The sequence below is a fragment of the Ralstonia mannitolilytica genome (genome assembly GCF_000954135.1).
In the GTDB taxonomy this organism is placed as follows: domain Bacteria; phylum Pseudomonadota; class Gammaproteobacteria; order Burkholderiales; family Burkholderiaceae; genus Ralstonia; species Ralstonia mannitolilytica.
Genome location: NZ_CP010799.1, coordinates 1116896 through 1139014 on the forward strand (window position 1 = coordinate 1116896; position 22119 = coordinate 1139014).

Here is a 22119-nt window from a genome sequence, read left to right on the forward strand (position 1 = left end):
CGGAAAACCACAACATGCAAATGCGTACTCAATACTGCGGTCAGGTCACCGAACAACTGCTCGGCCAGAGCGTCACGCTCTCGGGCTGGGCGCACCGCCGCCGCGACCACGGCGGGGTGATCTTCATCGACCTGCGCGACCGTGAAGGCCTGGTCCAGATCGTCTGCGACCCGGACCGCCCCGAGATGTTCAAGGTGGCCGAAGGCGTGCGCAACGAGTTCTGCCTGCAGGTGAAGGGGGTCGTGCGCGCCCGCCCGGAAGGCACCACGAACGCCAACCTGGCCAGCGGCAAGGTGGAGGTGCTGTGCCATGAACTGACGGTGCTGAATGCCTCCGTCACGCCGCCGTTCCAGCTCGACGACGACAACCTGTCGGAAACCACGCGCCTGACGCACCGCGTCCTGGATCTGCGCCGCCCGCAGATGCAGTACAACCTGCGCCTGCGCTACAAGGTCGCGATGGAAGTGCGCAAGTACCTCGATGCGCAGGGTTTCATCGACATCGAAACGCCGATGCTCACCAAGAGCACGCCCGAAGGCGCGCGCGATTACCTCGTGCCCTCGCGTGTGAACGCCGGTCAGTTCTTTGCGCTGCCGCAGTCACCGCAGCTGTTCAAGCAGATGCTGATGGTGTCGGGCTTCGACCGCTACTACCAGATCACCAAGTGCTTCCGCGACGAAGACCTGCGTGCCGACCGCCAGCCCGAGTTCACCCAGATCGACTGCGAGACCTCGTTCCTGGGCGAGCAGGAAATCCGCGACCTGTTCGAGGAGATGATCCGCACGGTGTTCAAGAACACCATGTCGGTCGAGCTGGACGCCAAGTTCCCGGTGATGGAGTTCCGCGAGGCGATGGCCCGTTTCGGCTCGGACAAGCCGGACCTGCGCGTCAAGCTGGAATTCACCGAGCTGACCGACGCCATGAAGGACGTCGACTTCAAGGTGTTCTCCGGCCCGGCCAACGCTGAAGGCGGCCGCGTGGTCGCACTGCGCGTGCCGGGCGGTGCTTCGCTGTCGCGCGGCGATATCGACGCGTACACCAAGTTCGTCGAAATCTACGGTGCCAAGGGCTTGGCCTGGATCAAGGTCAACGAAGTGGCTAAGGGCCGCGACGGCCTGCAATCGCCGATCGTGAAGAACCTGCACGACGCCGCCATCGCCGAGATCGTGAAGCGCAGCGGCGCACAGGATGGCGACATCCTGTTCTTCGGTGCCGATCGTGCCAAGGTCGTCAACGACGCCATGGGCGCGCTGCGCCTGAAGATCGGCCACTCGGAGTTCGGCAAGAGCAACGGCCTGTTCGAAGACGCCTGGAAGCCGCTGTGGGTGGTGGACTTCCCGATGTTCGAGTACGACGAGGAGGACGCGCGCTGGGTGGCGATGCACCATCCGTTCACGAGCCCGAAGGACGAGCATCTCGAATACCTCGAGACCGATCCGGGCAAGTGCCTGGCCAAGGCCTACGACATGGTCCTCAACGGCTGGGAAATCGGTGGCGGCTCGGTGCGGATCTTCCAGGAGGAAGTCCAGAGCAAGGTCTTCCGTGCCCTGAAGATCGGCGAGGAAGAGGCGCGTGCCAAGTTTGGCTTCCTGCTGGATGCGCTGCAATATGGCGCGCCTCCGCATGGTGGCATCGCGTTCGGCCTGGACCGCATCGTCACGATGATGGCCGGCGCCGATTCGATCCGCGATGTCATTGCCTTCCCGAAGACGCAGCGTGCGCAGGATCTGCTCACGCAGGCCCCGAGCCCGGTCGACGAGAAGCAACTGCGCGAACTGCACATCCGCCTGCGTGCCGCCGAGGGCAAGGTGGCTGCGCCGACGGCCGCAACGACCGCCTGACTGCCCGCGGGCTTTCACCTCAAGGCAACCGCGCCAGCCCGCAAGGGCGGCGCGGTTCGTTCTTTGTGCGGTGCCGACGCGGGAACATTGCATGCTGAACGCACTCTTTTTGTTGCAGTCACGCGGGGTGACAACGAAAGGAGACCGTTCTGATGGAATTCGTCGATTTTGTGCGCGTATGGGCGGCCGCGCATGCTGAACTTCTGCTCACCTGGCTGGTAGCCGCACTCGTGATGATGACGCTGGCCTGGGTCGAACTGCGCCGCGCCACACGTCGCGCTGCCATGGCGATGACCGAGGCTGTCGCCACGACCGTCGCCGCATGTGTCCCCGACATTGCTGCAGCGGCGCAGGGCGCACATCCGGCCAGCACGATGCCCTCCGGCCCTTCCACGGCGCTGGCACAGGCGATGCGGGCCTTGAGCCTTCAATCCGCCGAGCGCATGCAGTGGCTGCATGCCGTCGCCAATCTTCGCCTGCCCGATACGGCGCTGCCCGCCGTCGCACCCGATTCGCCTGTGCATCCGATGGTGTACGACACGCCGCGGCCGCTGGCCGAGGCCTACCTCGCCGTCGAACGGCGGTTTGCCGACCATGCGCGCGCCCTGCTCGCCGAGCGCCGTGCCGTCCAGGCGCTGGAAACCGCCGAGCGCAACGGCACCGGCGAGCTGCATCGTATCGAACGTGAAACATCCGTGATCGTGGAGCGCTTCGAGCAGGCCAATGCGCAATCGGAACAGACCGACGTGCAGCGTTTCCTTATCCAGAAGTTCAACGTGCTGGGCAATCGCGAGCGTGAGCTCACCGCGCAGCTTGCCGCGCTGCGGCAACAGCTTGCCGACCGCGCCCAGGCGCTGTGGGCCCAGTCGCAGCGGGCCGCGGAAGACTACGCGGCGGCCCTCGATCCGCTGCTGGCCGCGGCACGCCGCGAGCTTGGCCACGAAACCGCGGCGGACGACACGGCATTGTGGCTGGCCAGGGCACGTGCCGGCCAAGGCCCTTCGTCAGCCGCCTGATTGCCACGGCGCGCTGACCGTCAGGGTGGCACGCTTCTGGCTGCGGTAAGCTATGGCCCTGCGGCGCGTTCGCGCCGTGCACCGCAACGCCCCTGACATGCCGCACAAGATTCCCGTTTCCGTCCTCGTCGTCATCCACACGCCCGACCTGCATGTGTTGGTGATGGAGCGGGCGGACCACCCGGGCTTCTGGCAGTCGGTCACCGGCAGCTGCGACGCGCTGGACGAGCCCCTGGCCGAGACCGCCCGCCGCGAGGTGCTGGAGGAAACCGGCATCGATGCGGCCGGGCACCATCTGATCGACTGGGGCCACCACATCGAATACGAGATCTACCCGCACTGGCGGCACCGCTACGCGCCGGGCGTCACGCGCAATACCGAGCATTGGTTCGGGCTGCTGGTGAGCGGGAAGGTGCCGGTCCGGCTCTCGCCGCGTGAGCACCTGCAGGCCGAATGGCTGCCCTACGAAGACGCCGCCGCGCGCTGCTTCTCGCGCAGCAACGCCGAGGCCATCCTTCAGCTTCCGGAACGGCTGGCTGCCTACACCGCGCGGCGGGCCGCGCTCGTCAAAGATCAGGTGTGACATGCTGCGTCTGCGCGTCGCCACCTACAACATCCACAAAGGCGTGACAGGCATCGCGCGCCGCGTGCGCGTGCATGACGTGCGGCAGGGCCTGCACACCATGGACGCCGACATCGTCTTCCTGCAGGAAGTGCAGGACCGCAACGACCGCCTCGTCGCCGCCGAACTGTTCGACCCGAATTACACGCAGCTGCGCTACCTCGCGACCGATGTGTATCCGCACACGGTCTACGGCCGCAATGCCGTGTATGAGTATGGGCACCACGGCAATGCCATCCTGTCGCGCTTTCCGATCCTGCTGTCGGAGAACCTCGACATCTCGGACCACCGCTTCGAGCAGCGCGGGCTGCTGCACGCCGTCACCGATCTCGGCTTCGGTGACGTGCATCTGCTGTGCGCGCACTTCGGCCTGTTTGCACGCAGCCGCCAGCGCCAGGCCGAGGCGCTGATCGAACGCGTGCGCGCCGTGGTGCCGAAAGAAGCGCCGCTCGTGGTGGCAGGCGATTTCAACGACTGGAACAACCGTCTCGACCGTGTCATCTGCCAGGCCCTGGGCGCCGTTGAAGTGGCCGACAAGGCCGCCGATGCGCGGCCCGTGCGCACCTTTCCCAGCCATCTGCCCTGGCTGCGGCTCGACCGCATCTACGTGCGCGGCTTCGAGGTCGAACGCGCGCATGCGCTGACCGGCCGTGAATGGGCGCAGCGCTCCGACCACGTGCCGCTGCTGGCAGAACTGGCGCGTCCATGAAGGGCCAGCATGATGCCGGGCCGCTGCGTTCGGAATGGCGGCGGGGTAAGCCCCTGCCGGGCAACAACGTCGACCTCCTGTGCGGCGGCGGCGAATTCTTCCCCGCGCTGATCGAAGCGATCGATCGCGCCACGCGCCGCGTCGCGATCGAAACGTATATCTACGCCGACGATGCGGCCGGGCGCAGCGTGACAGAAGCGCTCGCGCGGGCTGCACGGCGGGGCGTCGAAGTCCATTTGACCATCGACGGGTTCGGAACCGGAACGCTGCCGCCCGACCTCGCAGCGATGCTCGACGCAGCGGGCGTGACGTGGCGCGTTTATCGGCCGGTGCGCGGCTTTCGCCTGCAGCGTCGCTACCTGCGGCGCCTGCATCGCAAGCTCGCCGTCGTGGATGACGACGTGGCGTTCGTCGGCGGGATCAACATCATCGATGATCTCAACCATGCGCCGTTCGACGATGCATCGCTGGGGCCGCGGTATGACTTTGCGGTCCGTGTGCGCGGGCCGCTGGTGGCGCAGATTGCGCTGACGGCCGACCGGTTGTGGTGGCAGATGGGCGTGCGCGCCGGTATGCGGCAGGTGGGCGTGACCGGCGTGGCAGCCGATTTTCCGCTGATCACCGATACGCCGCGGCCCCGTCATCGTGGCGCATCCGGTCGCGAGAGCGAACCTGCGCCAGGCAGCGTGCTGGCGTCGCTGGTCCTGCGCGACAACGTGCGCAACCGGCGCGCGATCGAGCGCGAATACCTGCGCGCGCTGGGCACGGCGCGGCACGAGGTGATCATCGCCAACGCGTATTTCCTGCCGGGCGTGCGGTTCATGCGCGCGCTGGCTGCCTGCCGGCACAGGGGCGTGCGCGTGCGCCTGCTGCTGCAGGGCCAGGTCGAATACCGGCTGCAGCATTACGCGACGCGCTCGCTGTATCACATGCTGCTGCGTGACGGCGTGGAGATCCACGAATACACCGCCAGCTTCCTGCACGCCAAGGTGGCGGTGGTGGACGAGCGCTGGGCGACCGTCGGCTCAAGCAACATCGACCCGTTCAGCCTGCTGCTCGCGCGCGAGGCCAACGTGGTGGTCTGGGATGCCGCCGTGGCCAACGAGTTGCGCGCCGCGCTCGAAGCGGCCATCGCGCAGCACGGGCGCTGCGTGCTGGCCGACGCGCACGCAGCGCGGCGCTGGTGGTGGCGCCTGGCCGACTGGTTCGCCTACCAGGTGGTACGGCTGGGCGTCATCATCAGCGGGCGCGCGGCGCAGTATTAGCGCCGCCGACATCAACACAACAAACAAGGACGGAGGAGACATGCAAGTCATCACAGCCGACGAAGCCGCCCGGCTGGTGCAGCCTGGGTGGACGGTCGCGTGCGCGGGGTTTGTCGGCGCCGGCCACGCCGAGGCCGTCACGCATGCGCTGGAACGTCGTTTCCTGGCAACCGGCGAGCCGCGCGATCTGACGTTGGTTTACTCCGCCGGGCAGGGCGATCGCGCCACGCGCGGCGTCAACCACTTCGGCAATCCGGGCATGACGCGATGCGTGGTGGGCGGCCATTGGCGCTCCGCCACGCGGCTGGCCGACATGGCACTCGCCGAGCAGTGCGATGCGTTCAACCTGCCGCAGGGGGTGCTCACGCATCTGTACCGCGCCATCGCCGGCGGCAAGCCGGGCGTCCTCACCAAGATCGGACTGCACACGTTCGTGGACCCACGCACGGAGCTCGACGCGCGCTATCACGGCGCAGCCATCAATGCACGTGCGAAGGCGGCCCGGGCAGCGGGCACCGCTTCGTGGGTCGAGTACGAGCGCTTTCGCGGTGAAGACTACCTGTTCTACCCCAGCTTCCCCCTGGACTGCGTCTTCCTGCGCGGAACCTCGGCCGACCCGCGCGGCAACATCAGCACGCATGAAGAAGCCTTCCACCACGAGCTGCTGGCGATGGCGCAGGCGGCGCGTAACTCCGGCGGCATGGTCATCGCGCAGGTGCGCCGGCTGGTGGATCGGCATGACAACCTGCAAGCGATCCACGTGCCCGGCATCCTCGTAGACTACGTGGTGGTTGCCGAAGACGAAGCCGAGCACCAGATGACCTTCGGCGAGGTCTTCAACCCAACGTACATCCGCCCCTGGCAAGGCGAGGCCCTCCAGCTCAAGGAAGACGCCCTCGAAGCCAGCGAAGCGCTGCAGGCCAATCTGCACGGCGCGCTCGACGCCCGCACGCTGGTGCAGCGACGCGCGGTGCTGGAGCTCATGGCGCAGCAGCCGCGTGTGGTGAACCTGGGTGTGGGCATGCCGGCAGCCGTCAGTGCGCTGGCCGAGCAGGAAGGGGCGCGGGGTTTCACGCTCACCGTGGAAGCCGGCCCCATTGGCGGCACGCCTGCGGATGGCCTGAGCTTCGGCGCCTCCGCGTATCCCGAGGCGGTGGTCGACCAGCCCGCGCAGTTCGATTTCTATGAGGGCGGCGGCATCGACCTCGCCATCCTCGGATTGGCCGAACTCGATGGCGCCGGCAACGTCAACGTGAGCCTGTTCGGCGAAGGCGGCGATACCGTCGTTGCTGGCGTCGGCGGCTTCATCAATATCACGCAGAGCGCACGTTCGGTGGTATTCATGGGCACGCTCACCGCCGGCGGCCTGCAGGTCGAGGCGGAAGACGGCAAGCTGCGCATCGTGCGCGAAGGACGGCTCAAGAAGATTGTGCCGGCCGTCTCGCACCTCACCTTCAACGGCGAGTACGCGGCCAGCTCGGGCATCCCGGTACGCTACGTCACCGAGCGGGCGGTGTTCGAGATGCGCGACGACGGCCGCGGCGGCCGGCGGCTGACCCTCACCGAGATCGCCCCCGGCATCGACCTGCAGCGGGACGTGCTTGCTCAATGTGCGGCCGACGTTGCCGTGGCGGCCGATCTGCGTGAAATGGATGCCCGTATTTTCCGCCGCGGTCCGATGTGCGCGAACTCCGCATCGGCGTGATTTCTGCCGTTTATGTACTGACGGGTAGCACTAGAAAATCACTCGGAGAGGCTGCGCCGCACGTTTATTCCAGGTGCGGTGCACATCCTGCAAAGCGTTGCAGACAAAGGGTCTACGAGCTCCACGCTGCGCTGCGAAAGACGCGCAGCCGGCATCTTCATTTAGATGTCGCTTTCTAATAAAACACTTGCCGGTCAACAGGGCCCTGTAAATAATTGAACGACCGTTCGATTTTGGGCTAGAGTGTTTGCGCAGGCTGGTTTACAGTCCTGCCCGGCACGCGAAGGGCGCCCTGCAGGGCGCTGGCTCTGCCAGCGTATTCCGGCGTGTCAGGCCCCAGAAAAGAACGGAGAGAAATCATCATGCGTCACCCGACCGCTCGTCTCGAATCCAATCACGCAGTCACCACGCCGATGCGTAAAGGCGAGCTGACACGTGCGGCGATTCTCGATGCCGCGCTGGAATTGGCCTCGCGCGACGGGCTGGAAGGATTGACGATCGGTGTGCTCGCGGAGCGCATGCAGATGAGCAAGAGCGGGGTGTTCGCGCACTTCGGCTCGCGCGAGGATCTGCAGGTGGAAGTGGTTCGCGAGTATCACAAACGGTTCGAGCAGGAAGTCTTCTACCCCAGCTTGAAAGAACCGCGCGGTCTGCCGCGCCTGTGGAGCATGGTGCGACGCTGGATGGAGCGCCGCATTCAGGAAGTCACCACGGGCTGCATCTACATCAGCGGCGCGGTGGAGTACGACGATCGTGCCGAAAGTCCGGTACGCGACGAACTCGTCAAGAGCGTGACGATCTGGCGGGCGGCACTGACCCGCGCGATCGAGCAGGCAAAGGAAGAAGGCCACCTGCGTGCGGAAGTGGACCCGCAGCTGATGCTCTTCGAGATGTACGGCCTGGAACTGGGCCTGCATCACGACGCGCGTTTCCTGCGGTTGCCCAACAGCGCCGAACTGGCCATGGTGGCTCTCAACAAACTGATTCAGTCTTACCGAACCTGACGCGGCATCGCACACCTAGCGGGTCGCGCGGCACACACCAAGGAGCACCAGAGATGGGTCAATACACCGCACCGTTGCGCGACATGCAGTTTGTCCTCCACGAGCTTCTCGACGTCGAGGGCCACCTGAAGGAGATGCCGCAGCACGCGGAGATCGATGCCGACACCATCAACCAGGTGATCGAAGAAGCCGGCAAGTTCTGCTCCGAAGTCATCTTCCCGCTCAACCAGAGCGGCGACCGCGAAGGCTGCACGTACCACGGCGACGGCGTGGTGACCGCACCAAAGGGCTTCAAGGAGGCCTATCAGCAGTACGTGGAGGCCGGCTGGGCCGCGCTGGGCTGCGATCCGGAATACGGTGGCCAGGGCCTGCCGATCCTGATCAACAATGCGCTGTACGAGATGCTGAACTCGGCCAACCAGGCCTGGACGATGTATCCGGGCCTGTCGCACGGCGCGTACGAAGCCCTGCATGCGCACGGCACCGACGAGCTCAAGCAGCGTTACCTGCCCAAGCTGGTGTCGGGTGTGTGGACCGGCACGATGTGCCTGACCGAGCCGCATTGCGGCACCGACCTCGGCATCCTGCGCACCAAGGCCGAACCGCTGGCCGATGGCTCGTACGCGATCACCGGCACGAAGATCTTCATCTCGGCAGGCGAGCATGACCTGTCGGAAAACATCATCCATCTGGTGCTGGCCCGCCTGCCGGACGCGCCGGGCGGCACCAAGGGCATCTCGCTGTTCGTGGTGCCGAAGTTCATTCCCGATGCCGACGGCAACCCGGGCGAGCGCAACACCGTGAAGTGCGGCTCCATCGAACACAAGATGGGCATCCACGGCAACGCCACGTGTGTCATCAACCTCGATGGCGCCAAGGGCTGGATGGTCGGCGAGCCGAACAAGGGCCTGAACGCCATGTTCGTGATGATGAACGCCGCACGCCTGGGGGTCGGCATGCAGAGCCTGGGCCTGACCGAAGTGGCCTACCAGAACTCCGTGGCGTACGCCAAGGAGCGCCTGCAGATGCGCAGCCTGTCGGGTCCGAAGGCACCGGACAAGCCGGCCGACCCCATCATCGTGCACCCGGATGTGCGCCGCATGCTGCTGACCCAGCGCGCCTATGCCGAGGGCGGCCGTGCGTTCAGCTACTGGATCGCGCTGCAGATCGACCGTGAGCTGTCGCATCCGGACGAAGCCGTGCGCAAGGACGCGGCCGACCTCGTCGCGCTGCTGACCCCGATCGCCAAGGCGTTTCTGAGCGACAACGCGTTCATCTCCACCAACGAAGGCATGCAGGTCTTTGGTGGACACGGCTACATCTCCGAGTGGGGCATGGAGCAGTACGTGCGCGACGCCCGCATCAACATGATCTACGAAGGCACGAACACCGTGCAGTCGCTGGACCTGCTCGGTCGCAAGATCCTCGGCGACATGGGCGCCAAGATGAAGAAGTTCGGCAAGATGGTGCAGGACTTCGTCGAAGCCGAAGGCACCAACGAAGCCATGCAGGAATTCATCAACCCGCTGGCCGACATCGGCGACAAGGTCCAGAAGCTGACCATGGAAATCGGCATGAAGGCCATGGCGAACCCGGACGAAGTCGGCGCTGCTGCTGTGCCGTACCTGCGTGTCGTTGGCCATCTCGTGTTTGCGTACTTCTGGGCCCGCATGGCGAAAATCGCGCTGGAGAAGCAAGGCACCGGCGACACGTTCTACAAGGCCAAGCTCGCGACGGCGCGCTTCTACTTTGCCAAGCTGCTGCCCGAGACGGCTTCGCAGATCCGCATGGCGCGCGCCGGCGGCGCGACGCTGATGGCGCTCGAAGCCGACCTGTTCTAACAGGCGCACTCACCCGGGGCGACGCACAAAGACCGTCGCCCCGCTCGTCTCTTCCTCACCTCCCGCGAGGACACCATGACCCGCACTGAACTCCCCACCAGCGCGCAGCCGCAGGCCGGCCAGCGTTCCAACTTCCTCGTCCGGCGCGTTGCCGTGCTGGGCGCCGGCGTGATGGGTGCGCAGATTGCCGCGCACCTGGTCAATGCCAAGGTCCCTGTCACGCTGTTCGATCTTCCGGCCAAAGAAGGCCCGAAGAGCGGCATCGCGCTCAAGGCCATCGAAAACCTGAAGAAGCTGTCTCCGGCGCCGCTCGGCATCAAGGATGACGCGAACCTCATCCAGGCTGCGAACTACGAAGACGACATCGAGAAGCTGCGCGACTGCGACCTCGTCATCGAAGCGATTGCCGAGCGCATGGACTGGAAGCACGACCTGTACAAGAAGGTCGCGCCGCACATTGCTGCGCACGCAATCTTCGCGTCGAACACGTCGGGTCTGTCGATCACCGAACTGTCGGAGGGTTTTGACGCCGAGCTGAAGTCGCGCTTCTGCGGCGTGCACTTCTTCAACCCGCCGCGCTACATGCACCTGGTCGAGCTGATCCCGACTGCCCACACGCGTGGCGACATTCTCGACAAGCTGGAAACGTTCCTCACCTCCGCGCTCGGCAAGGGCGTGGTGCGCGCGAAGGACACCCCCAACTTCATCGCCAACCGCGTCGGCATCTTCTCGATCCTGGCGGTGTTTGCCGAGTCGGACAAGTACGGTATTCCGTTTGACGTGGTCGATGACCTGACGGGCTCGAAGCTGGGCCGCGCCAAGTCGGCGACGTTCCGCACGGCGGACGTGGTGGGCCTCGACACGATGGCGCACGTCATCAAGACGATGCAGGACAACCTGAAGGACGATCCGTTCGCACCGGTCTACGCCACGCCGCCCGTGCTGGCCAAGCTGGTGGAGGCGGGCGCCCTGGGCCAGAAGACCGGCGCCGGTTTCTACAAGAAGGAAGGCAAGGAAATCAAGGTGCTGGATCCGCAAAGCGGCCAGTACGGCCCGAGCGGCAAGAAGGCCGACGACATCGTTGTGCGCATCCTGAAGAAGGAGCCGGCCGAGCGTCTGAAGCTGCTGCGCGAATCCACCAACCCGCAGGCGCAATTCCTGTGGGCTGTGTTCCGTGACGTGTTCCATTACATCGCCGTGTACCTGGAGCAGATTGCGGATTCCGCAGCGGAAGTCGATCTGGCGATCCGCTGGGGCTTCGGCTGGAACAGCGGCCCGTTCGAAGACTGGCAAGAAGCCGGCTGGAAGCAGGTGGCCGAGTGGGTGAAGGAAGACATCGAAGCCGGCAAGGCGCTCTCGAATGCGCCGCTGCCGCAATGGGTGTTCTCCGGTCCGGTCGCAGACAACGGCGGTGTGCATTCGGCACAGGGTTCGTGGTCGGCCAAGCAGGGCACGTTCCTGCAACGCAGCACGCTGCCGGTGTACGGCCGCCAGGTGTTCCGTGCACCGATCAAGGGTGCGACCGCGGTGAACCCGCTCACGTATGGCAAGACGATCGAAGAGAACGACGCCGTGCGTATCTGGGTGGACGACGCGGCCGGTCAGGACGACGTGCTGATCATCTCGTTCAAGAGCAAGATGAACACGATCGGACCGAGCGTCATCGACGGTCTGACGCGCGCGGTTGATCTGGCGGAAGCTGGCTACAAGGGTCTGGTGGTGTGGCAGCCGACGTCGCTCAAGCTGGGCGCACCGGGTGGTCCGTTCTCGGCCGGTGCAAACCTGGAAGAAGCCATGCCGGCCTTCATGATGGGCGGCGCCAAGGGCATCGAGCCCTTCGTCAAGAAGTTCCAGGACGGCATGATGCGCGTGAAGTACGCCAACGTGCCGGTTGTCTCGGCTGCGTCGGGCATTGCGCTCGGCGGCGGATGCGAGCTGCTGCTGCACTCGGCCAAGCGTGTGGCTGCGCTGGAAACGTACATCGGCCTGGTGGAGGTGGGCGTGGGCCTCGTGCCGGCAGGTGGTGGCCTGAAGGAGGCGGCTCTGGCGGCAGCCAAGGCTGCGCAGGCAGCCGGCAGCACGAACATCCTGCAGTTCCTGACCAACCGCTTCCAGGCGGCGGCCATGGCCAAGGTGTCGTCTTCGGCGCTGGACGCCCAGAAGATCGGCTACCTGCAACCCACCGACACCATCGTCTTCAACGTGCATGAGCTGCTGCACGTTGCACGCAACGAAGTGCGTGCGCTGTCCGATTCGGGCTACCGCGCACCGCTGCGCCCGGTGGGCATTCCGGTGGCGGGCCGTTCGGGCATCGCCACGATCAAGGCGTCGCTGGTGAACATGCGTGACGGCGGTTTCATCTCGCAGCACGACTTCACGATTGCCTCGCGCATTGCTGAAGCCGTGTGCGGCGGCGATGTCGAAGCCGGTGCGCTGGTGGACGAAGAATGGCTGCTGGCGCTGGAGCGCAAGGCCTTCGTGGATCTGCTCGGCAGCTCCAAGACCCAGGAACGCATCATGGGCATGCTGCAGACCGGCAAGCCGGTGCGCAACTGATTGCCGCGACGACAGAGAGACAGGAGTTTCATCATGACCAAGCAACTGCAAGACGCCTACATCGTCGCCGCGACGCGTTCCCCGATCGGCAAGGCACCGAAGGGCACGCTCAAGAACCTGCGTCCGGACGACCTGCTGGCGACCATCCTCAAGAGCGCTGTCGCCCAGGTGCCGAACCTGGATCCGGCGCTGATCGAAGACGCCATCGTCGGCTGCGCGATTCCCGAAGCGCAGCAGGGCCTGAACGTGGCGCGTATCGGTGCGCTGCTGGCCGGCCTGCCCAACACCGTGGGCGGCGTCACCGTCAACCGCTTCTGCGCCTCGGGCCTGACCGCCGTGGCAATGGCTGCCGACCGCATCCGCGTGGGCGAATCCGATGTGATGATCGCCGCCGGTGTCGAATCGATGAGCATGGTGCCGATGATGGGCAACTCGCCGTCGATGTCGCCGGACATCTTCACGCGCGACGAGAATGTCGGCATCGCCTACGGCATGGGCCTGACCGCCGAGAAGGTCGCCCAGCAGTGGAAGATTTCGCGCGAGGCGCAGGATGCTTTCTCGCTGGCGTCGCATCAGAAGGCGCTCGCTGCGCAGCAAGCCGGCGAATTCAAGGACGAGATCACCCCGATCGAGATCATTGAGAAGTTCCCGGACCTCGGCACGGGCGCTGTCGACATCAAGACGCGCACGCTGTCGCTGGATGAAGGCCCGCGTGCCGATACGTCGATTGAAGGGCTGGCCAAGCTGCGCGCCGTGTTTGCCAACAAGGGTAGCGTGACCGCCGGCAACAGCTCGCAGACGTCGGACGGTTCGGGCGCGTTGATCCTGGTGTCGGAAAAGATCCTCAAGCAGTTCAACCTGGTGCCGCTGGCGCGCTTTGTGTCGTTTGCCGTGCGCGGTGTGCCGCCGGAAATCATGGGGATTGGTCCGAAGGAAGCGATTCCTGCCGCGCTGAAGGCCGGTGGCCTGACGCAGGATCAGATCGACTGGATCGAACTGAACGAGGCGTTTGCCGCGCAATCCCTGGCCGTGATCCAGGACCTGGGCCTGGACACCAGCAAGATCAACCCGCTGGGCGGCGCGATCGCGCTGGGCCACCCGCTGGGCGCCACGGGTGCCATTCGTGCGGCCACGGTGGTGCACGGCCTGCGCCGTCGCAACCAGAAGTACGGCATGGTGACGATGTGTGTCGGCACCGGCATGGGCGCTGCCGGTATTTTTGAACGCATGTGACCCCACGTCAGGGGGAAGGATTAAGTTCTTCCCCCTGCTTGTAAATCGCCCGTCTCACAACGCATGATTGCGCAGGCTCGCGCAGCAATACACCACACAGCGAGCCAAAGCGAGCGGCCCGGCCAAGGGCACGCCACAGAAGCGGAACCACGATTCCGCAACAGAGGAGACACGCTGCCGCGTCAGCGGCGGCGCACCAAGAGGAGGGCGCGATGGGCAACACAATCGTGTTGACGGACGCGGCGTGCGACATGCCGCGCTCGATGATCGATCAACTGGGGTTGGGCGTGGTGCCGTTCCGCATTCGTGCGGGCGAGCTGTTCGTGGAAGACCGTCGCGATGAAGCCGCGCTGCCGCAGCTCTATCGCAAATACCTTGTCGACAAGCAGGACCACTACGCCGAATCGATTCCGCTGCTCGAACGCGAGATCGAAGACTTTCTGCTCAAGCACGTGGTCACGCAGCACGACCGTGCGTTGCTGCTGACGATCGCCAGCTCGCGCAGCCATTTCTACAGCCACGCCACCGGCGCGGTGGTGGGCACCACGGCCAAGAGCTTCAAGCCACGCAAGGATGCCGGCCGCTCAGGCCTGTTCGAGCTGACGGTGGTGGACACCGGCGCCATTGGCCCCGGCCAGGCGCTGATGGTGCACGAGGCCGCCCGCATGCTGCGCGAAGGCGCGGAGGTGCGCGACGTGGTGCACGTGATCGAAAACCGCCTGCGCGATGCCTCGCACGTCTACCTCGTCCCCGACGAGTTGCTGTACATGTACACGCGCGCCAAGCAGAAGGGCGAGAAGAGCATCACCTGGAGCCGCTACATGATGGGCACGGCGTTCAACGTGCGTCCGCTCATCCATATGCATCGTGGCGAGACGGAAGCCATCGCCAAGGTGCGGGGCTCCGAGGAAGGCATTCGCCGCCTGCTTGCGCATACCGAAACCATGATCGCCGAGGAGCGTCTGGCCACGCCCGTGGTGGCGATCACGTATTCCGGTTCGCTCGACACCGTGCGCCGCATGGAGCCCGTGCAGGCGTTGATGCGAACCGCACAGGACCACGGCGTGGAAGTGCTGCTCGCGCCGATGAGCCTGACCGTGGCGTTGAACGTGGGGGCCAACGCGTTCTCCGTCGGTTATCTATCTGATTCGCCTGTGCCGGTTTAGCCGCGCAGGCTTCACCTGGAGTTTTCATGTCGATTCGTACCGAGACCGCAGACGGCGTCCTGACGCTTACGTTTGACCGCCTGGACCGCAAGAACGCCATCACGGCCGCGATGTATCAAACGTTGGCCGATGCCCTGGTGGCCGCCGAGACCGATCCCGCCATCCGCGTGATTGTGCTGGCCGGCCACGAGAGCGTATTCACGGCGGGCAACGATCTCGAAGACTTCATGAAGAATCCGCCCAAGGACGAAAGCGCCCCCGTGCACCAGTTCCTGAAGGCGATCAGCACGGCGACCAAGCCGCTGATCGCTTCGGTGAGCGGCGCGGCGGTGGGTGTAGGCACGACGATGCTGCTGCATTGTGACCTGGTGTATGCGTCGGAGACGGCCAAGCTGTCGATGCCGTTCGCGCAGCTCGGGCTGTGTCCGGAAGCCGCGTCGAGCCTGCTGCTGCCGCAATTGGCCGGTTACCACCGTGCGGCGGACAAGCTGCTCTTCGGCGAGCCGTTCGACGCAAACGAGGCGCGTGAGCTGGGGCTGGTCAACCGCGTGCTGCCGGTCGGTGAACTCGATGCCTTCGTGCGCGCCCAGGCGCGCAAGCTGACGCTGCTGCCGCCGGCCTCGCTGCGCGCCACCAAGCGGCTGATGAAGGATGGCGCGATGCCACAGATCGCGGCCCGGATGTCGCTGGAAGGCAAGCAGTTTGGCGAGATGCTGCGTGCGCCCGAAGCGCGCGAGGCGTTCACGGCGTTCTTCGAGAAGCGCCGGCCCGACTTCTCACAGTTCAACTGAGCGGTGATCCCGCGCAAGAGAAAACCCGGCCTAGGCCGGGTTTTTTTCTGACCGCGGGCAGCCGGCTCAAAGCTCCGGCAGCAGTCGCGGCTTGCGGCTTTCGTCGGTGGCGACGTAGGTCAGCGTGGCTTCGGTGACCTTGACGGTGGCGTGGCGGCCGTTGGCGCCCATGCGCTGCGCATAGACCTCCACGTCCACGGTGATCGACGTGCGGCCGGTCTTGACCACACTGGCGTAGAAGCTCACCAGGTCGCCCACGTAGACCGGCTGCTTGAAGACGAACGAATTGACCGCCACCGTCGCGACGCGGCCGTTGGCGCGCACCACCGCCGGGATCGACCCGGCAATGTCGACCTGCGACATGATCCAGCCGCCGAACACGTCGCCGTGGACGTTGGCGTCGGAGGGCATCGGCATCACGCGCACGGCAGGCTGCTTGTCGGCGGGCAATTTGACTTCAGCGGAGGCGGCGGTATCGGACATGATGAGGCAGGGCAGCATTGAGGCGGGCGGGCACCGGTGGCGCGGGGCACGCCTGGGTGATCGGTGGGAGAATACACAATCCGCTATTTTATTGCACCGCACATGCGTCGCTTTCCCGCCTCTTCCGAACCGCCTCCGCCGGGGGCTCAACGCGGCGACTGGCGTACCATCAAGAGCCTCCTGCCCTATCTGTGGGCCTACAAATGGCGCGTGGCGCTGGCGCTGTCGTTCCTGATTGCCGCCAAGGTGGCCAACCTGGGCGTGCCGATGGTCATGAAGCGGCTGATCGATTCGATGAACGTGTCACCATCGGACCCGCGCGCGCTGCTGGTCGTGCCGGTGGGCACCATCGTCGCGTATGGGCTGCTGCGGCTGTCGACATCGCTGTTTTCGGAGCTGCGCGAAATCCTCTTCTCCAAGGTGACGGAGAGTTCGGTGCGCACGCTCGCACTGCAGGTGTTCCGCCATCTGCATGCGCTGTCACTGCGCTTTCACCTCGAGCGCCAGACCGGCGGCATGAGCCGCGACATCGAACGCGGTACGCGGGGCATCCAGTCGCTCATCTCGTATTCGCTGTACAGCATCCTGCCGACGCTGGTGGAGGTCGGGCTCGTCATCACGTACTTCTTCGTGAAGTACGACGCGTGGTTTGCGTTCATCACGTTCTGTGCGCTGGTGGCGTACATCGCCTTTACCGTGACCGTGACGAACTGGCGTACGAACTTCCGTCGCAAGATGAACGAGCTGGATTCGCGCGCCAACCAGAAGGCGATCGATTCGCTGCTGAACTTCGAGACCGTCAAGTACTTCGGCAACGAAGAGTACGAAGCGCGCCGCTACGACGAGAACCTGCTCAAGTACCGCGCCGCGGCCATCCGTTCGCAGAACTCGCTGTCGATCCTGAATTTCGGCCAGCAGTTCATCGTGGCGGTGGCGCTCATCCTGATCCTGTATCGCGCCACGCAAGGGGTGGCGGCGGGGCACATGACGCTGGGTGACCTCGTGCTGGTCAACACGCTGATGCTGCAGATCTACATTCCGCTCAACTTCCTGGGCGTGATCTACCGCGAGCTCAAGCAGGCCGTGGCCGACATGGACCGCATGTTCCACCTGCTGCATACCAACCGCGAAGTGGCCGACAAACCCGATGCGCCGCCGCTGGCCGTGCATGCCGGCCAGGTGCGGTTCGCGCATGTCGATTTCGGCTACGAGGCCAACCGGCAGATCCTGTTCGACGTCGATTTCACCATCCCTGCCGGCACGACCACTGCGGTGGTCGGCCAGAGCGGCTCGGGCAAATCGACGCTCGCGCGCCTGCTGTTCCGCTTCTACGACGTCAAGTCCGGTGCCATCGAAATCGACGGGCAGGACGTGCGCGACGTCACGCAGGCCAGCGTGCGTGCGGCCATCGGCATCGTTCCGCAGGACACGGTGCTCTTCAATGACAGCATCTACTACAACATCGCCTATGGCCGGCCCGACGCCACGCGCGAAGAGGTCATCGAGGCCGCCCGCGCGGCGCAGATCCACCACTTCGTCGAATCGCTGCCCGACGGCTATGACACGCAGGTCGGGGAGCGTGGCCTGAAGCTCTCCGGCGGAGAAAAGCAGCGGGTGGCCATCGCCCGCACGCTGCTCAAGCGCCCACCGATCCTCGTCTTTGATGAGGCCACTTCGGCGCTGGACTCGCGCACGGAGCACGCCATCCAGGATGAGTTGATGCGCCTGGCGCAGAACCACACCACGCTGGTGATCGCGCATCGGCTCTCGACCATCGTGAGCGCGCACCAGATCCTGGTGATGGAGCACGGCCGCATCATCGAGCGCGGCACGCACGAGCAGTTGCTGCGTGCGGAGGGCCGCTATGCGCAGATGTGGCGCATGCAGGCACGCGAGCCCGAGCGCGTGGCCGCAGAAACCGAAGACGCAGAGAACGCCTGAGCAGGTTGGGGAGGCAACGCAATGGAACTCAAATGGCTGGAAGACTTCGTCAGCCTGGCCGAGACACGCAGCTTTTCGCGCTCGGCCGAATTGCGGCACGTGACGCAGCCAGCGTTTTCGCGGCGCATTCAATCGCTCGAAGCGTGGCTGGGCAACGAACTGATCGACCGGTCGAGCTATCCCACGCGCCTGACCACCGCCGGCGAGGTCTTCTATGAACAGGCCCTGGCGATGCTGGCGCAGGTCAGCGAAACGCGTGCGCTGATGCGCGGACAGCGTCCGGCCAGCGCCTCGACGATCGATTTTGCGGTGCCGCATACGCTGTCGCTCACGTTCTTTCCGGGCTGGCTCGCGCAGGTGGAGGAGAAGGTCGGCAAGCTGCAATGCCGGCTGCGCGCGCTGAACGTGCATGATGCGGTGATGACGCTGGTGGAAGGCGGCTGCGATCTCGTCATGGTCTATCACCACGCCCGGCAGATGATCCAGCTCGATCCGACGCGCTATGACATGCTGGTGCTCGGCACGGAGCGGCTGTCGCCGTTCTCCAAGCCCGATGCGAACGGTCGTCCGATTTATCGACTGGCGCCCGCCGCGCGCAAGCCGATCGCCTATCTTAGCTATACGCCCAATGCCTTCCTGGGCCGCATGGTCGATGTGCTGCTGGAAAACTCGCCAGTCGCGCCGCTGCTCGACAAGTGCTACGAAACCGACATGGCCGAAGCGTTGAAGGTGATGGCGCTGGCGGGCCACGGTGTGGCCTTTCTGCCCGAGAGCGCGGTGCGCGACGAAGTGGCTGCGGGCCGCCTGGTGCGGGCAGAAGGCAAGGGCGGCGGCACGTTGTCGATCGAAATGGAAATCCGGCTCTATCGCGAGCATCCGCAGAACGGTGCGCACGACCGCCGGCATCCGCAATCCAAGCGCAAGCGCGAGCTGATCGACACGCTGTGGGGCGCGCTGGCGGGTTGAACGGGGTCATCGAACACAAGCGCAGGTTATGCGCCAAATGCATAACCCGATGTAAAAACGGCATTGGATTTCGATGTGGGGCATCCCTAAGCTGGCGAGCATTTTCTGGGACAGCATGTTCCCAAACCAGGGGCCTTACCGAGGTTCAAAAGAGGAAGACAACCATGTCCAATGTCGCATCTCCGTCGACACTCCAACACGCCATTCCGTCCTATCTGCCGGCCGACAACCTCGGCCCGTGGGGCATCTACCTGCAGCAGGTCGATCGGGTCACCCCCTATCTCGGCTCGCTCGCACGCTGGGTTGAAACGCTCAAGCGCCCCAAGCGCGCGCTGATCGTCGACGTGCCCATCCAGATGGACGACGGCCGCATCGCCCACTTCGAGGGCTATCGTGTGCAGCACAACACGTCGCGCGGCCCGGGCAAGGGCGGCGTGCGTTTCCACCAGGACGTGACGCTGTCGGAAGTGATGGCGCTGTCGGCCTGGATGTCGGTGAAGAACGCGGCCGTGAACGTGCCGTATGGCGGTGCGAAGGGCGGCATCCGTGTCGATCCGCGCAAGCTGTCTTCCGGTGAACTCGAACGCCTGACCCGCCGCTACACGAGCGAGATCGGCATCATCATCGGCCCGAACAAGGACATTCCGGCTCCGGACGTGAACACCAACGCGCAGATCATGGCGTGGATGATGGACACGTATTCGATGAACGAAGGCGCGACCGCCACGGGCGTGGTGACCGGCAAGCCGATCGCACTGGGCGGCAGCCTCGGTCGCCGCGAGGCCACCGGCCGCGGCGTGTTCGTGGTCGGCAGCGAAGCCGCACGTAACCTGGGCATCGACGTCAAGGGTGCGCGCGTGGTGGTGCAGGGCTTCGGCAACGTGGGCAGCGTGGCCGCCAAGCTGTTCCATGACGCCGGCGCGAAGGTCATCGCCGTGCAGGACCACAAGGGCATCGTGTTCAACGGCAGCGGCCTGGATGTCGACGCGCTGATCAAGCACGTCGACCACAACGGCAGCGTTGCCGGCTTTGCCGCAGAGACGGTCTCCGCCGACGACTTCTGGGCGCTGGACTGCGAGTTCCTGATCCCGGCAGCGCTGGAAGGCCAGATCACGGCGAAGAACGCGCCCCATATCAAGGCAAAGATTGTCGTTGAAGGTGCAAACGGCCCGACGACGCCCGAGGCCGACGACATCCTGCGCGAGCGCAACATCCTGGTCTGCCCCGACGTGATTGCCAACGCGGGCGGCGTGACGGTCAGCTATTTCGAGTGGGTGCAGGATTTCTCGAGCTTCTTCTGGACCGAAGATGAGATCAACCAGCGCCTGGTACGGATCATGCAAGACGCGTTCCGCGCCATCTGGCAGGTGGCCCAGGACAACAAGGTAACCCTGCGTACGGCGGCGTTCATCATCGCCTGTACGCGGATTCTGCAGGCCCGCCAAGAGCGCGGTCTGTACCCCTGATCGGCGACGCGTCGGTCAATTCCGGCGCGGTGCTCCAACAGGGCGCTGCTCCGGTCTCTCGCGTCGCCGCCGATCAGGCGGCCATGCGCGACGGTTGAAGAAAGCCGGTGTTCATGAGCGAACCATAACGTTCCAGGGCACCGCACCATGAGAGGGGCGGCCATATCCACGGTACCGTCGTCCCTCCATTCTCAAGTCGGGTTCGTGTAAGCGACAGAGAGCGCACATCGGGCAGGCGTTATTTCCCCTGTTTTTTTCGTCGCAGCATCTCGCTCAAGCTATCGCGCCGGCGCGCCGATGGTGAAAGCGGGTTGGCGTCAATCGCGACGTGCGCGTTTTCCGGTTTTCTGGAAAAGCACAACGTAAGGTGTGCGGTTGTCCAGAATGGCGGCTTGCGGCAGACGCTGCATCAGAGGAAAAAATCCGTTCGATTCAACGATTTAGTGGCAACACCAATACTGTCGCCAAACGTTTTTTGGTACAGTCCCGTCTTTCTCTTTCATGGTCAAAAGGAGACTTTCATGAACCTCGCCAAGCTGGCAACCGTGCTTGCAGCCGTTGGTGTGTTGAGCAGCGCAGCTCACGCAGAAGAGCTGACTGGTACGCTGAAGAAGATCAAAGACACCGGCACCATCACGCTGGGCGTGCGCGATTCGTCGATCCCGTTCAGCTACAACGTGGGCGGTGTTCGCACGATCGGTTATTCGTACGACATCAACCAGAAGATCGTCGAGGCCGTGAAAGAACAGCTCAAGCTGCCCAAGCTTGAGGTCAAGGAAATCCCGATCACCTCGCAGAACCGCATCACGCTGCTGCAGAACGGCACGATCGACATCGAGTGCGGTTCGACCACGAACAACCTCGAGCGCCAGAAGCAGGCTTCGTTCACGAACTCCATCTTCGTCATCGGCACCCGCATCATGGTGAAGAAGGATTCGGGCATCAAGGACTGGGCCGACCTGAAGGGCAAGAACGTGGTGACGACCGCCGGCACGACGTCCGAGCGCCTGCTGCGCAAGATGAACGATGACCAGAAGCTGGGCATGAACATCATCAGCACGAAGGACCACGGCCAGTCGTTCCTGACGCTGGAATCGGGCCGCGCCGTCGCGTTCATGATGGACGATGCGCTGCTGTACGGCGAGCGCGCCAAGGCCAAGAACCCGTCTGATTGGGTGGTGGTCGGCAAGCCGCAATCGCGTGAGGCCTACGGCTGCATGGTCCGCAAGGACGACAAGCCGTTCAAGACTCTGGCCGACAAGACCATCGCCGGCATGATGAAGGACGGCGAGATCGCAGCGCTGTACAAGAAGTGGTTCGAGCAGCCGGTTCCGCCCAAGGGCCTGAACCTGGACTTCCCGCTGTCCGACGACATGAAGGCGCTCATCAAGAACCCGAACGACAAGGCTCTTGACTGATCGGCTCCCTCAACGGGCCTGAATCAGCGTCATCGAAACGGAAGGCAAAGGCCGGTTAACAGGTCTTCTCCCTTCCGTTTCTTTTTAGGAGTCTGT

The 22119-nt window shown here is 64.7% G+C and carries 17 protein-coding genes; 16 read left to right on the forward strand and 1 reads right to left on the reverse strand.

Going from position 1 to position 22119, the window contains the following annotated elements:
* Positions 1 to 14: 14 nt before the first annotated feature.
* The 12 genes from aspS to TK49_RS05450 all read left to right on the forward strand — a co-directional run bounded on the left by aspS (position 15) and on the right by TK49_RS05450 (position 15749).
* Positions 15 to 1841: an aspartate--tRNA ligase gene (gene aspS, locus TK49_RS05395; protein WP_045787759.1), complete on the forward strand. Its 1827-nt coding sequence runs from the start codon at positions 15 to 17 to the stop codon at positions 1839 to 1841.
* A gap of 149 nt (positions 1842 to 1990) precedes the next feature.
* On the forward strand, positions 1991 to 2857 hold the full coding sequence (locus tag TK49_RS05400; RefSeq protein ID WP_205624849.1) for a hypothetical protein: 867 nt from the start codon (positions 1991 to 1993) through the stop codon (positions 2855 to 2857).
* Positions 2858 to 2954: 97 nt separating this feature from the next.
* The gene (gene nudB, locus TK49_RS05405) at positions 2955 to 3440 is read left to right on the forward strand and encodes a dihydroneopterin triphosphate diphosphatase (RefSeq protein ID WP_045787760.1); all 486 of its coding nucleotides are present in this window, start codon (positions 2955 to 2957) and stop codon (positions 3438 to 3440) included.
* A gap of 1 nt (position 3441) precedes the next feature.
* A complete protein-coding gene (locus TK49_RS05410) occupies positions 3442 to 4188 on the forward strand; it encodes an endonuclease/exonuclease/phosphatase family protein (protein WP_045785791.1) in 747 nt (248 codons plus the stop codon).
* The gene (gene clsB / locus TK49_RS05415; RefSeq protein WP_045785792.1) at positions 4185 to 5453 is read left to right on the forward strand and encodes a cardiolipin synthase ClsB; all 1269 of its coding nucleotides are present in this window, start codon (positions 4185 to 4187) and stop codon (positions 5451 to 5453) included. Before TK49_RS05410 ends, clsB begins: the two co-directional genes overlap by 4 nt.
* A gap of 40 nt (positions 5454 to 5493) precedes the next feature.
* Entirely contained in the window at positions 5494 to 7158 is a 1665-nt protein-coding gene (locus TK49_RS05420; RefSeq protein WP_045785793.1) for an acyl CoA:acetate/3-ketoacid CoA transferase, read from the forward strand.
* A 413-nt stretch (positions 7159 to 7571) separates the two neighbouring features.
* Positions 7572 to 8162, forward strand: coding sequence for a TetR/AcrR family transcriptional regulator (locus TK49_RS05425; RefSeq protein ID WP_045787761.1), 591 nt, complete (start codon positions 7572 to 7574; stop codon positions 8160 to 8162).
* Positions 8163 to 8215: 53 nt separating this feature from the next.
* Positions 8216 to 10003, forward strand: coding sequence for an acyl-CoA dehydrogenase C-terminal domain-containing protein (locus TK49_RS05430; protein WP_045785794.1), 1788 nt, complete (start codon positions 8216 to 8218; stop codon positions 10001 to 10003).
* 75 nt (positions 10004 to 10078) lie between these two features.
* The gene (locus TK49_RS05435) at positions 10079 to 12559 is read left to right on the forward strand and encodes a 3-hydroxyacyl-CoA dehydrogenase/enoyl-CoA hydratase family protein (protein ID WP_045785795.1); all 2481 of its coding nucleotides are present in this window, start codon (positions 10079 to 10081) and stop codon (positions 12557 to 12559) included.
* A gap of 33 nt (positions 12560 to 12592) precedes the next feature.
* The gene (locus TK49_RS05440; RefSeq protein WP_045785796.1) at positions 12593 to 13792 is read left to right on the forward strand and encodes an acetyl-CoA C-acyltransferase; all 1200 of its coding nucleotides are present in this window, start codon (positions 12593 to 12595) and stop codon (positions 13790 to 13792) included.
* Positions 13793 to 14004: 212 nt separating this feature from the next.
* Positions 14005 to 14958: a DegV family protein gene (locus TK49_RS05445; RefSeq protein WP_045785797.1), complete on the forward strand. Its 954-nt coding sequence runs from the start codon at positions 14005 to 14007 to the stop codon at positions 14956 to 14958.
* Positions 14959 to 14984: 26 nt separating this feature from the next.
* Complete coding sequence (locus tag TK49_RS05450) at positions 14985 to 15749, forward strand: enoyl-CoA hydratase (protein WP_045785798.1); 765 nt, start codon at positions 14985 to 14987, stop codon at positions 15747 to 15749.
* A 66-nt stretch (positions 15750 to 15815) separates the two neighbouring features.
* Here the strand turns inward: TK49_RS05450 and TK49_RS05455 are convergent, their stop codons facing one another.
* Positions 15816 to 16250 carry an acyl-CoA thioesterase gene (locus tag TK49_RS05455; protein WP_045785799.1) on the reverse strand — a complete coding sequence of 145 codons (435 nt, stop codon included), beginning with the start codon at positions 16248 to 16250 and terminating at the stop codon, positions 15816 to 15818.
* Between the two features lie 84 nt (positions 16251 to 16334).
* Here TK49_RS05455 and TK49_RS05460 point away from each other — a divergent pair, with 84 nt between their 5' ends.
* The 4 genes from TK49_RS05460 (at position 16335) to TK49_RS05475 (ending at position 22023) form a co-directional block, all read left to right on the forward strand.
* Positions 16335 to 18173, forward strand: a complete 1839-nt coding sequence (locus TK49_RS05460; RefSeq protein WP_045785800.1) for an ABCB family ABC transporter ATP-binding protein/permease — start codon at positions 16335 to 16337, stop codon at positions 18171 to 18173.
* A gap of 21 nt (positions 18174 to 18194) precedes the next feature.
* Positions 18195 to 19139 (forward strand): LysR substrate-binding domain-containing protein, encoded by a 945-nt coding sequence (locus tag TK49_RS05465; protein WP_045785801.1) that lies wholly within the window; start codon positions 18195 to 18197, stop codon positions 19137 to 19139.
* Positions 19140 to 19303: 164 nt separating this feature from the next.
* On the forward strand, positions 19304 to 20605 hold the full coding sequence (locus TK49_RS05470) for a Glu/Leu/Phe/Val family dehydrogenase (RefSeq protein WP_045785802.1): 1302 nt from the start codon (positions 19304 to 19306) through the stop codon (positions 20603 to 20605).
* A 521-nt stretch (positions 20606 to 21126) separates the two neighbouring features.
* A complete protein-coding gene (locus tag TK49_RS05475; protein WP_045785803.1) occupies positions 21127 to 22023 on the forward strand; it encodes a glutamate/aspartate ABC transporter substrate-binding protein in 897 nt (298 codons plus the stop codon).
* The last annotated feature ends 96 nt before the right edge of the window (positions 22024 to 22119 follow it).